We start from the raw sequence: 15307 nt of genomic DNA, 5'->3' as shown, positions 1-15307 counted from the left end.
AAATTTTTATGCGTATAATACGTCATTTTCTGCGAAAAGCTGAAAAAAGATATCTTTTTCGTGCGATATTAATAAGCCTAAAAAGTTGTATTTGTGTTTACGGTGTTATTTTGTTACAACCTTTTATCAGATTTATTATATTTTTTTATACGAAAGTTATTTTATCTTGACTAAGTTTCAGCTACAATATTGCCAGTTTCATGTCCCGTGTGTCTTTAATTCTAAATAAACGCTTTATTTAGAGTATCGTCGAGTGAATACGGGGTTATTTTCTTTAGGAGAACACGTAATGAACGTTAAATTAATCGCTGTATCAAGTTTAGTTGCTGCATCTTTAGCTATGACTGCATGTAGCAAAAAAGAAGAAGCTGCACCAGCTGTTGCCTCTACCACTGCTTCAACTACTGTTGCTTCATCAACTACTACTACCACTGTTGAAGCTTCTGCACCCGCAGTAACTGCATCTGCTGCAACTGTTAACGCTTCTACTGTTGTAGTAGAAACTGCATCTGCTGCTGCACCAGCTTCTGCTGTTGCTGACGCTGCCAACCAAGTTGCTGACGCTGCCGCTTCTGCTGCTGCAACTGTTGCTGACGCTTCTGCATCTGCTGCAAAATAATCAGTTTTTTAAACTGAACAAAAAGGAAACCCGAGCGGTTTCCTTTTTTTATGCTTAAAAATTTTATGGTTAAAGATTTTGTATGGCATAAATTTTTTAACACTATTTAGATATTAAAAAATTTAGATATTAAAAAAGTGGGTCATTGCCCACTTTTTTAGCTCTATAGCTTTGTTAACCAGCTGATTTTTTTAGCTAATTGGCTTTTTAGCTAAGTGACTTTATTGTTTGACAGGAGTAGCTGGCATAAACTGGGCTTGGTTGACATCAGTGCCATTGGCTTGATGCTGGGTTTTTAGTGATTTTGCCACTTCAGGCGGCATATAATTCTCATCATGCTTTGCTAATACTTCGCTTGCTATAAAGGTATTGCCTTCAAGCGAACCTGTGGCTACCACGCCCGAACCTTCGGCGAATAAATCTGGCAAGATGCCTTTATAAGATACCGGTACAGTGGATTTAAAATCGGTGATTTTAAATTTGACATTGAGTGGGTCTTTGCTATCTCGCTCGACACTACCACGCACAACCATGCCCCCTGCTCGGATACGGGTATTTTCAGGTGCCTTGCCTTGACTAATGGCTGTGGGGTCAAAATAATAGTCAGTTTGTTGTCCCACCGCATAAATCACAAGAACGACGGCAATGATTGCGCCAAATAAGGTTGCCATCACCCACATTAATTTTTTTTGTCGTACTTTATTCATCGCTTTTTTTCATCTCACTTTTGATGAACCAAACCCTATGGGGCTACTTGTTTATTATAACACCGATTAGGCCGATAGATACTATTATCACCTGCCCTTAGCGGTACGCTGTTGTTGGCGCGCCTGCTGGGTAGCGATATCTCGGTAGGTTGCTTTACGCTGACTACGACTAAAAAAGACAAGCGCGACAATGCCTAGTAAGGTCAGTAGCCAAGTTGACCACACATAGCTACCATGCCCACCCATGGCGATAAACTCGGCAACATTATGAAAATACGGGCTCATTGGTGACCTCAGATTTGGATTTAGGTTTAGAGAATGGATTGATGCCATAGAATTAAAGCTATCGCTAGTTAAATGGCGACAACTTTATCTAGGATAAGCTTAGCAATAACACTTTAACGATATAGCCGTTTGCATTCATCAATCACCCACTGCTTGCTACTTTCGCGTTGCAAAATTAAGGTGTTGGTACGATAGATTGTCAGTGCAGCCACCAAAAAATAGCTGCCTAACATCATCAGTAATAACGGAATATACATATCAGGCGGCATTTTTGGACGCTCAGTTAGGGTAAATGTCGAGCCTTGGTGCAGGGTGTTCCACCAGTTGACAGAATATTTGATAATCGGCAAATTAACCGCACCGACAATCGATAAAATCGCCGCCGCTTTACCACGACTGGCGGTATGCTCAAATGCGGCAAATAGTGCCATCACGCCTGCGTACAAAAACGCCAAAATCAGCATAGAAGTCAGACGCGCATCCCATACCCAGTATGTGCCCCAAGTAGGCTTTGCCCAAATAGAGCCTGTAAGTAAACTTAACACACAAAGCATGAAGCCAATCGGCGCAATCGCTTGGGCAACCAAATTGGCGGTTTTAATTTTCCAGACCAAAAAAATCACCCCCAGAATTGCCATGCCCAAATAAATTGACATGGCTAGACTGGCAGTGGGGACATGGATAAAGATAATGCGATAGCTATTGCCTTGCAAATAGTCAGGAGGCGCAAACGCTAATCCCCAAACGGCACCCACCGCTAATAGCAGCGCAGCAATGACAGCTAAATATCTCACCCAAGGGGCAAAAATACGATAAAACTCTTTGGTGCCAACAGTTTTAAGAAATCCTTGCCAAAGGCGAGAAAAAAAGCCAGTTTTGCCAACGTTTGGGGTAATTTCTGCCATGGAATGCGCCTTGCTTTTTTTTCTAAAATGAATGTAAGCCATCAACAATAAGGTATTTGTTCGCTTATTTTACTGGTATTTGGGGATTTTTTCATCTAAAAATCATCAGCTTAACCAAGCCAGTTTTAATGAAAATGCAATCACAAAAGGCGTGACGATGACTGCCAAAATACTGCCCGCCAGTAATAGTGCTAAAATCGGATAACCGTTCAGCCCCATGGCAAATTGCCCCACTGCCCCCGTAGCAAAAATCAGCACAGGGAGCTGCATCGGTAACGAAATCAATGGCACTAACACCGCGCCGTTTTTTAGCGATAATGTCAAGCTACTGGCAATCGCTGATAAGCACAACAAAATCGGACTGCCCACCAAAATAGAAGCACTCAGGGCAATGGCTGCTTGGCTCGTCAAACCAAAAAGCGGCATCGCCAAAAATGCGAGCAGACACACCATACCCGCACTGGTTAGCCAATGCACGATGAGCCGTACTAGTACCCAAGTGGGAATCGAGGCACGAGCGACAACCAATTGCGCCAGTGTACCGTTATCGAGGGCTGGGCGAAATAAGTTTTCCATACCCATAATCAGCGACAATAACGCTGCAATCCATACCGCAGGCACGCCCAGTTGCTGCAGTAATTTTGGCTCGGTGCCCATCGCCAGTGGAAATAAGGTGATGATAATTAAAAACAACACCAGTGGATATAACCACTGCACTTTGTTTTGCTGTTTGATTTGCCATTCGCGTTGCCACAGGGCAGAAAAATCAATCATTGCAGTTGCCCCTAAACCATATACAAGGTTAAATCTAATTGCTTGTTGGCGACGGCGACAGTTTGGTGACTGGTCATGAGCACTGCCCCACCGCGCTGAACGAATGTTTGCATCAAGTGTTCAATTTTGGCAATCATATTGACATCAAGCGCGGTCAGCGGCTCATCAAGTAGCCAGCAAGGAAATTGCGCTACATACTCCAGCGCAAACAGCAAACGTGCCAGACCCACGCGGCGCGTCTGCCCTGCCGAGAGTTGATAGCAGTTGATTTTCTCATAACCTGCTAACCCAACCCAATCGAGTGCTTGCTCAAGCGCCTCTGCGCTTGGTTTGATGCCATACAAGGCTAACAAAAATCGCAAATTTTGCTCAACGGTGAGTTGCAAATGAATACCCAATTGGTGCGCCACATAAAATGGCTGCACAGGTAGTCCTGCCTTGCCCTGCCAGCTGATATCACCGGTCAAAACAGGAATCAACCCTGCAAGCTGCATCAAAAATGTGGTTTTGCCGGTGCCATTTTCACCCACCAAATGACAAATATCGCCACGGTTTAGCACTAAATTCACCGCTTCACACAGCGGAAATTCGCCACGTTGTATGGTGACGTTTTGACAGTTTAGCAGCGAATGGGTCGCCGAGATAGGCATAGCAGTGGGTGTTGGATTTGGCATGGCATTGGTTAAAATTTGCAAGTCATTAAATAGATAACAGATTAAATTGATAAATCACAGCCTCATACCCATTGTATAGATAATTGGCTAAAGTTGTGTAGAAAGCTTATTATATACTAACTTGCGACAGGTCTTTGCTATTATCAATATAAAGTATCCATATAAAGCTTGGTGATAGCTTCAAAGTTTTGCCAACCTGTTTGTTAACTTTTTTGTTTTTTAACTGTTCTGCTTTTCGTTTTTCTTTCTATTTTTAGCTATTTTTTCTTGGGTAAGTGAAATCAATGTCCAAAAATCCGAAGCGCTTATGGCAACGCCTAAAACTGTTGTTTACTGCTGAAAAACCAGCGTCACTCCCTGTAGCCGATAAAAAAACTGACTCTGGCTATTATGCTGAGACAGGCGAGCATACCGAAGCTACTGGTTATCAGCCTTTTGCCAAAAATCCAGTCAATGCGGCGTTCGATGAACATAGCCATTCACAAGATGAACAGATTTTAGCCAGTGAGTCGCTTGATGCAGATGACGAATTAGAGTTACAACCGATTACCCCCGATGACATAGAGCATATCTTAGCCAGTATGGGTTATCAATTTATGTATCACCCTGCCAGCGAACAAGATGAGCAAAGTATTCATCATTATACGATGCAAGTGTCGGATAAAGAGCGGCATTGGGGTTGTATGATTCGTTTTTTTAGTGAGCAGCAATTGATAGCGGTGTACAGTGTTTATCCTACTGCGATTGCTGAAGCCAATCGCCCCGAGATGCTCGCCATGCTGGCTTATCTGAATTATGATTTGATGATTGGCAATTTGGAAATGGATGTGATGGATGGCGAGCTGCGCTTTAAGACGTCGCTTGATTTGGAAGTGACGGGGGTGAGCGAGCTAATTATGAGTTACTTGCTACAGAGTAATTTCTCGTTGTTTTCACGGCTGTATGACACCATTCGCGAGATGATTGAGCAGCCCCATACTACGCACGATTTGCAAGGTGCTGTAGACAAGCTGATTGACTCTCAGCAAGCCCGCAATTTTTTCTTGGCGTCTGATGCCATTCAATAACACGCGGTCGATATAAAAAAGGCGATGACATTCATTCATCGCCTTTTTTATGACATAGTAAAAGCTGCTACAACATGGCAGCGACTTCCGCGCCTTCACGAATAGCACGTTTGGCGTCCAATTCGCCTGCCAATTTTGCCCCACCAATCAAGTGATATTGGGCTGTCAAGTCATCACCCACGGCAGGCATTAAGTCATTGACCGATTCTTGCCCCGCGCAGATAACGATACTATCAACGCGCAATAATTGACTATGACCGTCTGGGTTGGTAATCCAAATGCCTTCATTGGTAATTTTCTCATAGCCAATGCCGCTCACCTGTTTGACGCCATGCTTATTGATATGAGCACGGTGCACCCAGCCTGAGGTTTTATTGAGACCTGCCCCCAAGCGACCTTTTTTACGCTGCATCAAATACACTTCACGGGTCGGGGTAATGGGCTCTGGTTTTACCAGTCCACCTTCGCTGTCATAGTGTGGGTTGGTGTCTACGCCCCACTCACGTTTCCATGAGATTACGCTTTGCGGATGGGGTTGATAAATTACGTTACCTTGGGCATCTTTTTCAAACGGTTTAACATGGGTAGAGGTCAAATATTCGCTAACATCGAAACCAATACCGCCTGCGCCGATTACCGCGACTCGCTTACCTGCAACTTTTTGACCCGATAGCAATTCGGCATAGCTCATCACTTGCGGTAACTCCACCCCTTCAAAGTCAAGCGCCCGTGGCACAACGCCTGTGGCAATAATCACATCATCAAACTGACCCGACTCTAGTTCCTCTTTGCTTACTTTATGATTCAGTTTGAGCTCAATGTCTAAACTGTCCACCAAATTGGTAAAATAGCGGATGGTCTCAAAGAACTCTTCTTTACCGGGAATCACTTTGGCATAGTTAAACTGGCCGCCGATTTTATCCTGTGCTTCAAACAAGGTGACCTGATGACCGCGTTTGGCGGCGACCGTCGCCGCTGATAAGCCTGCCATGCCTGCGCCCACTACGGCAATTTTTTTGGCTTTTTTGGCAGGTTTATAGACCAGTTCGGTTTCATAACAGGCTTGGGGGTTGACCAGACAAGTTGAGCGTTTATTGTCAAATGTATGATCTAGACACGCTTGGTTACAGCCAATACAGGTATTAATTAAGTCAGTTTGTCCTAAACTGGCTTTTGCCACCCAGTCTGGGTCTGCCAAGAACGGACGCGCCATTTGTACCAAGTCAGCTTGGTTCTCTGCTAGCAGCTGCTCGGCAGTCTCTGGCATATTGACACGGTTGGCAGCAATCACAGGAATAGTCACGTGGCGTTTGACTTCAGCAATCACATCGGCAAACGCTGCGCGTGGCACTGACGTGACGATGGTCGGGATACGTGCTTCATGCCAGCCAATCCCCGTATTTATTATGGTCACACCGGCTTTTTCGATGGCTTTGGCGATAGTAATGACTTCATCCATGGTGTTGCCATCGGGCACCAAGTCAATCATCGACAAACGGAAGGTGATAATAAACGCTTCTCCCACCGCCTCGCGTACCGCTTTGATGACTTCAAGCGCAAAACGCATACGGTTTTCTAGACTACCACCCCATTGGTCGGTACGCTGATTGACGTGATTGCTTAAGAACTGATTGAGCAAATAGCCTTCTGAGCCCATGATTTCGACACCATCATAGCCCGCCATTTTTGCAAGTTTGGCAGTTTTGGCATAGTCTTTGATAGTCGCCAAAATATTTTTTTCACTCATTTGACGGGGTTTGAAGGGTGAAATAGGCGATTTGATGGGACTGGCTGATACCGCCAATGGATGATAACCATAGCGACCGCTGTGCAGAATTTGCAAGATGATTTTGCAGTCATATTGGTGCACAGCTTTGGTGACTTTACGATGGTTTATCACATCGCCTTTGTGATTGAGCGTCCCACCTGCCGGCACCAACCAACCTTCACGATTGGGAGAGATACCGCCCGTAATCATCATGGCAACTCCCCCTTTGGCGCGCTCGGCAAAATAAGCGGCTAGCTTTGGATAGTTAAAGAACCGATCTTCAAGCCCTGTGTGCATCGAGCCCATCACAATACGATTTTTTAACGTGGTAAATCCTAAATCTAGGGGCTCAAAAATATGCGGATAATGGGTGTTATGAGTGGATATCTGGCTGTTATTTGACATAAATAATCCTTGGCAGTAATTTCCTTTCACTATTTGGTCACATTAAGGAATTAATCTTGTCACTTTGTCAATGAGCTCGTTTTCATAATCAATTCGTTAATGTGGGAATTCGTCAATGTGGTCACGCGATGTAGCTGTATCAACATACCTTAAGCATACATCAAACCAAAAATAGGTCAACCTATTATAAATAGTCATCTTTGAAAGCATAAGGCAAATTTTGTCCCGATGAGTCTACAAAAAAATCATGCTTATTTTTGTGATAATGCTAATATCAAGCTAGGATAAAAGTACAACCGAAGGGAAATTACTGTGAAAAAAATGATTGTGAGCACGTCCACGTCTTGTCTTGACGACCTTGGCATTCCAGAAAATGTCAAAATGTTGCCAATGAATATCCATATGGGCGGTGCCAATTATCTAGATGGACAAAACCTAAGCTTAGACAGTCTATCGCGTATTCTACTCGATACCCCCAATATCGACATCAGTACCTCTGCCCCCACTGAAAATCAGCTCATTGAATTCTTTTATCAGCTCATCAAAGAAGACGTGCAAGAAGTTTTATTCATCTGTTTGTCCTCTTCTTTAAGCCAGACCTACAAAAACTTGCTCAATATCAGCTCGATGTTTAGTCATCGCATGAAAATTTATATTTATGATTCACGCACGATTTCACATGGCGAAGCGATTCTTGTACAAGAAGCCTCACGCTTACTCAAAAAAGGCACAGAAATCCCTCAAATCATCACCGAAATCAACCGCCTGCGCGATAAAATCCATATCTATTTGGCCGTTGATAACCTTAAAGGCATGATTCGTACCAAGCGTATTTCAGCCCCAGTCGGCTTTTTTGCCAATTTATTCGGTATTAAACCGATTGTAAAAGTCGAATACTCAGGTCAAATAGTCGCCTTTGAAAAGGTGCGTAGTTTTGAAAAATGTATTGAGCGACTCGCCGATGCTATCATCACCGCCGCCAATGGCAAAAAAGGTACAATGTATGTGCTTAGCGGCAATTTAAACCCTCATACCAAGTCATTACTCAACTATTTATCGTTACGCGGTTATGCTAAAACCGAAGTTCTTCCTGCCGCCAGTGTTTCTATAGCAAATATCGGTGTGTTTACACTTGGCTGCGTATTTGTCGAAGACTAAACCCTGACTGTGTTGTGCTAGCTTGTAAAACACAGTCAAGGCTTATCTATTTTGGTCATTTTTTTATATTTTATCAAAAAGCACACTGATATATAGGATTTGGTCAAAATCCTTGTTATGATAAAGGCGTTTATTTGTTAACTACAGGGATGTCGTTATGCCAAACTTCCATACAGGGCTGGAAAAAAATCCTGCCAACTATACCCCGCTTACTCCCATTGATTTTATTGAGCGTACTGCTAGCATCTATCCCGATCAAACGGCGATTGTGTATAAAGATTATGAGCACAATGACTTACGGCAAACTTGGGGCGAGACCTATAATCGCTGCCGCAAAATGTCGGATGCCCTAAAAAAATTGGGCGTCGATAAAGACGATACCGTTGCAGTGCTACTACCCAATACCCCAGCCATGGTTGAAGTCGCGTTTGGCGTACCGATGTCTGGTGGTGTGCTATGTACCTTAAATACCCGTTTGGATATCAATGCCTTGGTCTTCTGCCTACAGCACAGTGAAGCGAAAGTATTGATTGTTGATACTGAATTTGAACAGCATATTGCCCTGGTTCAAGAGTCATTTCCTAACTTAATTATCATTCATGCCACCGACCCTGCGGTCACGCCCACTGAACAATTTGGCAATATGACGTATGAGGAATTGATCGCCTCAGGAACCGACTTAGACAACTGGGAAAAACCAACTGATGAATGGGATGCCATCGCGCTCAACTACACATCAGGTACCACAGGTATCCCAAAAGGCGTGGTGTATCACCATCGTGGTGCCACCTTAAATGCCGTCTCTAATATTTTAGATTGGGATATGCCAAAGCACCCTGTGTATTTATGGACGCTCCCCTTGTTTCACTGCAATGGCTGGAGCTTTCCTTGGAGCATTGGCGAGCGGGCGGGTACCAATGTGTGCTTACGCAAAATTGATGCTGATTTGATTTTACGGTTGATTGCCGATGAAACAGTTACCCATTATAGCGCAGCGCCTATCGTGCACAACATGATTGCCAATGGTAATGAAGCGCTGAAAAAAGCCATCAAACATGAAGTACGTTGTAATGTCGCAGGCGCGCCACCCCCTGAGTCTTTGCTCGCCAAAATGGAAGAAATGGGCTTTAAAATCACGCATGTCTACGGTTTGACAGAAGTATATGGTCCCGTCACCCTGTGTGTTGAGCGCCCAGAATGGGATGATTTGACTGTCAGTGAACGCGCGCAAAAAAAATCCCGCCAAGGTATGAACTCACATCTATTAGCGGGGTTTGATGTATTCAAACAAGGCACCACTACCCCAGTTGCAGCCGATGGTAGCGAAATTGGTGAGCTGGCTATCCGCGGCAATATGGTGATGAAAGGCTATCTAAAAAACCGCAAAGCCACCGCAGAAGCCTTTAACGGTGGCTGGTTTAAGACCGGTGACTTGGGCGTCAAATACCCAGATGGGTACATCAAAATTATGGATCGGCTCAAAGACATCATCATCTCGGGCGGTGAGAATATTTCAAGTATCGAAGTAGAAAACGTACTGTATCGTATGCCAGAAGTGGAAAGCTGTGGGGTGGTTGCTGCTCCCCATGACAAATGGGGTGAAGTACCGGTAGCCTTTATTGAAATCCGCGAAGGCTCAACGCTAGATGGGGAAGACATCATTGCACATTGCCGTAAATATTTGGCAGGTTTCCAAGTGCCCAAACATATTATTTTTGCGCAAATTCCAAAAACCTCGACGGGTAAAGTGCAAAAATTTGAGCTACGTCAAGCGGCGCGCTCACTGGCGCATGAGGAAGCAAAAATCACTCACCATCATCCACAAAGCTATTTGGCAGCGACAGCCGACTCAAATCCGAGCACTGCCATGCCTAGTTCCGGCATACATAGCAACACCCAAACCCTACCCAATGATTCACCAGAAGATGCGGCACACTAAGGCTCAATATTGGCGACTCGTATTGCATATCCTCACTTCGTTAGTGGGGATTTTTGTTGCAAAATATGCCTTGAAAACACCCAAAAAACACCCATTTATTTAGAGATTTTCTCATGTTATTTTTAATTAATTATTAACAATAATAAGCGACAATATATGTCGTATATCAGTGATTTAGCCCTATAATTTTTCATATATTTTGTTATTATAGACTTATCAATTCACTTCTTTTTTAACTTATCCCTGCTTTTAAATTATTCACGTTTTTATTAACCTTTTTTATAACAAGGAGTCCTTATGGACGACAATAAAGCCAAAGCTTTAACTGCCGCTTTATCACAAATTGAAAAACAATTTGGTAAAAATACCATCATGCGCCTGGGTGATGAGTCAGCAAAAATTAACGTGGATGTAGTCTCCACAGGCTCATTGGGTTTGGATATTGCACTGGGCATTGGCGGTTTGCCAAAGGGTCGTATCGTCGAAATTTATGGTCCTGAAAGTTCGGGTAAAACCACTTTAACCTTGCAAGCAATCGCCCAATGTCAAAAGCAGGGCGGTACCTGTGCTTTTATCGATGCGGAGCATGCGCTAGACCCTATTTATGCCAAAAAATTGGGCGTTGATGTCGACGCTTTACTTGTCACGCAGCCTGACAACGGTGAACAAGCGCTTGAAATCACCGATATGCTAGTGCGCTCAGGTGCGGTGGATATGATTGTTGTTGACTCGGTCGCTGCCCTTACCCCACGCGCGGAAATTGAAGGCGAGATGGGCGACAGCCATATGGGTCTGCAAGCGCGCTTGATGAGCCAAGCGTTACGAAAAATCACCGGTAACGCCAAACGCTCTAACTGTATGGTGGTATTCATTAACCAAATTCGTATGAAAATCGGTGTCATGTTTGGCTCGCCAGAAACCACAACCGGTGGTAACGCCCTTAAATTCTATGCGTCGGTGCGCTTGGATATTCGTCGTATTGGTGCGGTTAAAGACGGTGAAAACATCATCGGTTCTGAGACCCGCGTTAAGGTAATCAAAAATAAACTGGCGCCGCCGTTTCGCCAAGCAGAATTTGACATCATGTATGGGACAGGTACCAATCATCTAGGTGAAGTGGTTGACTTGGGTGTCGATATTGATGCGGTCAAAAAATCGGGCGCTTGGTACAGCTACAATGACAGTAAAATTGGTCAAGGTAAAGCCAACGCCATTAGATTCTTGGAAGAAAATCCCCAAATCGCCCAAGAGATTGAAGCCAAAGTGCGCGCTGCTAAGCTTGGTAATGTCGAACCTGTTCCAGAAGAAGCGCATGACGTTGAACCCCCTGAGTTTATCGAAGGTATGCAATAACTACCTAGCTACCCAAAACCCTAGTTTTTACTGGGGTTTTTGTTTTTATACTGCTCAACTTGTTCGCCAGCCGATGTTTAACCTTTTTTTTAATCACCCTTAAAACCGCTATGCCAGATCCTAAATCCTTGTTAGAAACTATCGAAAATCAGTTAATGACTGATGAACAACGCCAAGCTTACCATGACAAGCTTAAAGCCGAGAGCTACATGCGTTGGCTGGCGTTTTATTATCTTGGGCGGCGTGAGCAATCTAAAAAAGAGCTGCGGGACAAACTATTGGCAAAAGGATGTGATGCGGCGGCTATCGAAGCGCTTTTGAGCGAATTTGAAGCAGAAGGCTATCAAAGCGATGAGCGTATGACGTCTGCATTGATCAAAGAAGGTATCGGCAAGCAGCATGGTACCCAGCGGATTTTTCAAACGTTAAAAAAACACGGCTTAACCACCGTCAGTTCGGTCAGTGCGATTAATACATGGATTGAGACACACAATGATTTTTTTGAAGATTTATTACTCAATGACATTGAATCAGACACGGCGGATGACGACCCAGATGAGACCTATGAAGTGGATTGGCTTGCCCAAGCAGTGGCAGCACGGGTACGAAAATACGGTGATGCCATCCCGACAGAGCCTAAAGAAAAAGCCCGTCAACTGCGATTTTTGCAATATCGGGGCTTTGCTGCAGATGTGTGTTTTGATGCCTTAAAGTATGACCTAACTACCCTAGCCAATCGCTAGGATGACTGCTATTTTTTTACCGCCAATTGGTCAAAAATTGCGCCATCTTTAAAAAACTTGCTCATAATCTCATCCCAACTACCAAAAACTTGATTTGGCTCAAACGTGGCAATTGCAGGAAATTGGCTTTGGTATTTTGCCAAAGTCGCCGCATCCACAGGGCGCAAATAATTCTTGGCCATAATCTCTTGGGCAGGCGTATCCCACAAACCTTTTAAATAGGCTTTTGCCAATTCAGTGGTACCTTTTTGCTCGGTAACCGCATTCACCACAGCGACAGGGTTACTAATCTTGACCGAATAACTGGGATAAATAATCTGTAAGTTTTTATCGGCAAATTCTTTTTTGGTGATTTGTGCTTCATTCTCTGTGGTAATCAGCACATCACCGATTTCTCGTTGTAAAAAGCTTGTTGTCGCTGCCCTTGCGCCACTGTCATACACTGCCACATTGCTCAAAATTTGCTTCACCAGGGTTTTGGTTTTGGCTTCGTCATTATTGAAGTGGTGCAATCCATATCCATACGCACCCAAGAAACCATATCGCGCTGTACCACTGGTTTTTGGATTGGCAATCACGATACTGACACCGGGTTTTGCCAAGTCATCCCAGTCTTTGATTTGCTTGGGGTTGTTGTTGCGAACTAGTAGTACCATGGTGCTAGTATAAGGTATCGCGTTATTGGGAAACGCTTGTTGCCAGTTTTTATCCACCAAGCCTTTTTTCACCAGCAGTTCTACATCTGAGGTTTGGTTCATGGTCACCACATCCGCTTTAAGCCCATTGGCTACGCTCAAGGCTTGTTTGCTTGAGCCGCCATGCGACTGCTGGATAGTGATGGCTTGTTTTTGCTGCCCCGTAAAAATCGGGTTGTATTCTTTATACAACTCGCGGGACACGTCGTAAGATACGTTTAGCAAAGATACACCATTGCCGTTAGCGGCTGAAGCGCTGGCTGCACTCTCGTTTTTGGGCGGGGCTTTTTGGCAGGCAGTTAAGCTTGCCACTGCCATCACTGAAATACCGGCTAATGCCAAGACTTTGCCTTTAGATTGCGTACGGGTGGTGAATGGGTGATTTTGGGTCGCGTTTGTCATGTTTTCCTCATAAGTTTTCAAAGTGCCACGCTAAACATCCAATGGCTTAATGATTGAGAATATAGTAAGGATTTTTATTTATACTGTCTTGGAATATTTAATACTTTCATTATTCCTTAGGTGAATAAAAAAGCCCGTAATGTATACGGGCTTTGAAAGTACAATCCTGCGATTAAAATTTTAAAAACGGGTTTTGAATTTTGGCGCAACTGGATTGGCTTGACCGTTAACTGTCGTAGTATTTGCGCCTGCTTGGTTGTTTTGTCCAAACAATGGACCACCGCCACCGCCCATGCCTTTGGTCAAACCTTGCACCGCTTTCATCATTTTGCTGATGCCCGATGGGTCGGATAGCATTTTCATCATTTTTGCCATTTGCTTGTGCTGCTTTAACAGCTGATTGACATGCTGCACGTCTTTACCCGCGCCTGCCGCAATACGGCGTTTACGGCTCGGGTTGATTTTATCGGGGTTTTTACGTTCAAATGGGGTCATTGAATGAATGAGCGCTTCCATTTCTTTGACCTTTTCTTCTGGCTTGGCATCTGATACCGCTTTTTGAACATCCGCACCGCTCATGCCTGGCATCTTATCCAAGAAGCCCGCCATGCCGTCCAAATTCTTCATTTGTTGGAATTGGGTTAGCAAATCCTCAAGGTCAAACTCACCGCCTTTTTGGATTTTTTTCGCCATTTTTTCCGCTTTTTCGCGGTCAATTTTTTGCTCGACTTCTTCGACCAGTGACAGCACGTCACCCATGCCCAAGATACGCTGTGCCACACGCTCAGGGTGGAAGGGCTCAAGCGCATCAAGTTTTTCACCACGACCCAAGAATTTGATCGGTTTGCCAGTGATGGCACGTACCGATAACGCCGCACCACCGCGCGCATCGCCGTCAGTCTTGGTCAAAATCACGCCGGTCAAAGGTAGCGCATCATTAAAGGCTTTTGCAGTATTTGCCGCATCTTGACCGGTCATTGAGTCAACGACAAATAAGGTTTCTGACGGAGTGACCGCTGCGGTTAAGGCTTTGATTTCATCCATCATGGCTTCGTCGATGTGTAGACGACCTGCGGTATCGATAATCAAAATATCTTGAAACTGTACTTTGGCTTGTTCGATGGCGCGTTTGGCGATATCAATCGGGTTTTGGTCAGCACTCGATGGCACAAAATTGGCTTTGACTTGCTCAGCGACTTGCTCAAGCTGCTTGATTGCCGCGGGGCGATAGACGTCCGCAGAGACTAACATGACTTTTTTCTTATGGCGCTCTTGCAGATATTTGGCAAGTTTACCGGCTGTGGTGGTTTTGCCCGCCCCTTGCAAACCCGCTAGTAGATAGACAACAGGTGGTTTGCCTGTCATTTCAAGTGATTGGTTCGCACTGCCCATCATCTCGGTCAATTCGTCATAGACGATTTTGACAAAGGCTTGACCTGGGGCGAGTTCTTTAAGGACTTCTTGACCTAGGGCTTTGTCTTTTACCCGTGACACAAAATCGCGCGTCACTGGCAAGGCGACATCCGCTTCTAGTAGTGCCATACGCACTTCACGCAAGGTGTCTTTGATGTTGTCTTCAGTTAGCTGCCCTGTACCAGAGATACTACGTAAACTCGTCGACAGGCGTTCGGTTAAGGTTTCAAACATATAATTTCTCTAATCTATTGCTATCAATTTTATAATCTTACTATTTTATGCTAAATTAGCTAAAACTGCTAATATAATACCGATAAAATCGCGATTTGTTACATGGGTCATGCTATAGTTAAAGAAATATAGAAGTGCTACAATAACAAAATGGCATACTCAACCG

General features: G+C 44.3%; 13 protein-coding genes and 1 pseudogene. 6 read left to right on the top strand and 8 right to left on the bottom strand.

The genetic code is table 11. The annotated features are described in order from the left end of the window. Window positions 1–289: 289 nt before the first annotated feature. Window positions 290–619, top strand: a complete 330-nt coding sequence (locus RTS09_RS08575; RefSeq protein ID WP_312536119.1) for a hypothetical protein — start codon at window positions 290–292, stop codon at window positions 617–619. Window positions 620–840: 221 nt separating this feature from the next. Here RTS09_RS08575 and ccmE read toward each other — a convergent pair whose 3' ends face one another. From ccmE to ccmA, 5 genes are all read right to left on the bottom strand, one after another. Then, window positions 841–1326: a cytochrome c maturation protein CcmE gene (ccmE, locus tag RTS09_RS08570; RefSeq protein ID WP_312536117.1), complete on the bottom strand. Its 486-nt coding sequence runs from the start codon at window positions 1324–1326 to the stop codon at window positions 841–843. A gap of 87 nt (window positions 1327–1413) precedes the next feature. Further along, the gene (gene ccmD / locus RTS09_RS08565; RefSeq protein WP_312536114.1) at window positions 1414–1611 is read right to left on the bottom strand and encodes a heme exporter protein CcmD; all 198 of its coding nucleotides are present in this window, start codon (window positions 1609–1611) and stop codon (window positions 1414–1416) included. Window positions 1612–1724: 113 nt separating this feature from the next. Continuing rightward, window positions 1725–2516 (bottom strand): heme ABC transporter permease, encoded by a 792-nt coding sequence (locus RTS09_RS08560; RefSeq protein WP_312536111.1) that lies wholly within the window; start codon window positions 2514–2516, stop codon window positions 1725–1727. A gap of 105 nt (window positions 2517–2621) precedes the next feature. Beyond that, on the bottom strand, window positions 2622–3290 hold the full coding sequence (locus RTS09_RS08555) for a heme exporter protein CcmB (RefSeq protein ID WP_007117161.1): 669 nt from the start codon (window positions 3288–3290) through the stop codon (window positions 2622–2624). A gap of 11 nt (window positions 3291–3301) precedes the next feature. Beyond that, the gene (ccmA, locus tag RTS09_RS08550; RefSeq protein ID WP_312536108.1) at window positions 3302–3964 is read right to left on the bottom strand and encodes a heme ABC exporter ATP-binding protein CcmA; all 663 of its coding nucleotides are present in this window, start codon (window positions 3962–3964) and stop codon (window positions 3302–3304) included. A 284-nt stretch (window positions 3965–4248) separates the two neighbouring features. On the opposite strand from ccmA, the gene RTS09_RS08545 reads away from it, so the two are divergent. Further along, the gene (locus RTS09_RS08545; protein ID WP_312536105.1) at window positions 4249–5031 is read left to right on the top strand and encodes a YbjN domain-containing protein; all 783 of its coding nucleotides are present in this window, start codon (window positions 4249–4251) and stop codon (window positions 5029–5031) included. A gap of 67 nt (window positions 5032–5098) precedes the next feature. Here RTS09_RS08545 and RTS09_RS08540 read toward each other — a convergent pair whose 3' ends face one another. Beyond that, complete coding sequence (locus RTS09_RS08540) at window positions 5099–7204, bottom strand: 2,4-dienoyl-CoA reductase FMN-binding domain-containing protein (protein ID WP_312536102.1); 2106 nt, start codon at window positions 7202–7204, stop codon at window positions 5099–5101. Between the two features lie 321 nt (window positions 7205–7525). On the opposite strand from RTS09_RS08540, the gene RTS09_RS08535 reads away from it, so the two are divergent. The 4 genes and pseudogenes from RTS09_RS08535 (at window position 7526) to RTS09_RS08520 (ending at window position 12397) form a co-directional block, all read left to right on the top strand. Continuing rightward, entirely contained in the window at window positions 7526–8362 is an 837-nt protein-coding gene (locus RTS09_RS08535) for a DegV family protein (protein WP_239743757.1), read from the top strand. A gap of 157 nt (window positions 8363–8519) precedes the next feature. Then, window positions 8520–10160 (top strand): annotated as a pseudogene (locus RTS09_RS08530) (AMP-binding protein); the annotation flags it as partial. A 438-nt stretch (window positions 10161–10598) separates the two neighbouring features. After that, a complete protein-coding gene (gene recA, locus RTS09_RS08525) occupies window positions 10599–11654 on the top strand; it encodes a recombinase RecA (protein WP_138018465.1) in 1056 nt (351 codons plus the stop codon). A gap of 110 nt (window positions 11655–11764) precedes the next feature. Next, a complete protein-coding gene (locus tag RTS09_RS08520; protein ID WP_138018464.1) occupies window positions 11765–12397 on the top strand; it encodes a regulatory protein RecX in 633 nt (210 codons plus the stop codon). Window positions 12398–12405: 8 nt separating this feature from the next. On the opposite strand, the gene RTS09_RS08515 is transcribed toward RTS09_RS08520, so the two are convergent. Continuing rightward, window positions 12406–13494, bottom strand: a complete 1089-nt coding sequence (locus RTS09_RS08515; RefSeq protein WP_312536099.1) for a sulfate ABC transporter substrate-binding protein — start codon at window positions 13492–13494, stop codon at window positions 12406–12408. Between the two features lie 180 nt (window positions 13495–13674). Continuing rightward, a complete protein-coding gene (gene ffh, locus RTS09_RS08510; RefSeq protein ID WP_312536096.1) occupies window positions 13675–15141 on the bottom strand; it encodes a signal recognition particle protein in 1467 nt (488 codons plus the stop codon). Window positions 15142–15307 lie beyond the last annotated feature (166 nt).

The sequence above is a fragment of the Moraxella sp. CTOTU47618 genome (assembly GCF_032017425.1).
GTDB classification, from domain to species: domain Bacteria; phylum Pseudomonadota; class Gammaproteobacteria; order Pseudomonadales; family Moraxellaceae; genus Faucicola; species Faucicola tetraodonis.
Note: the sequence above shows the minus strand (reverse complement) of the source record. Positions and strands in the feature narration are given on the sequence as shown.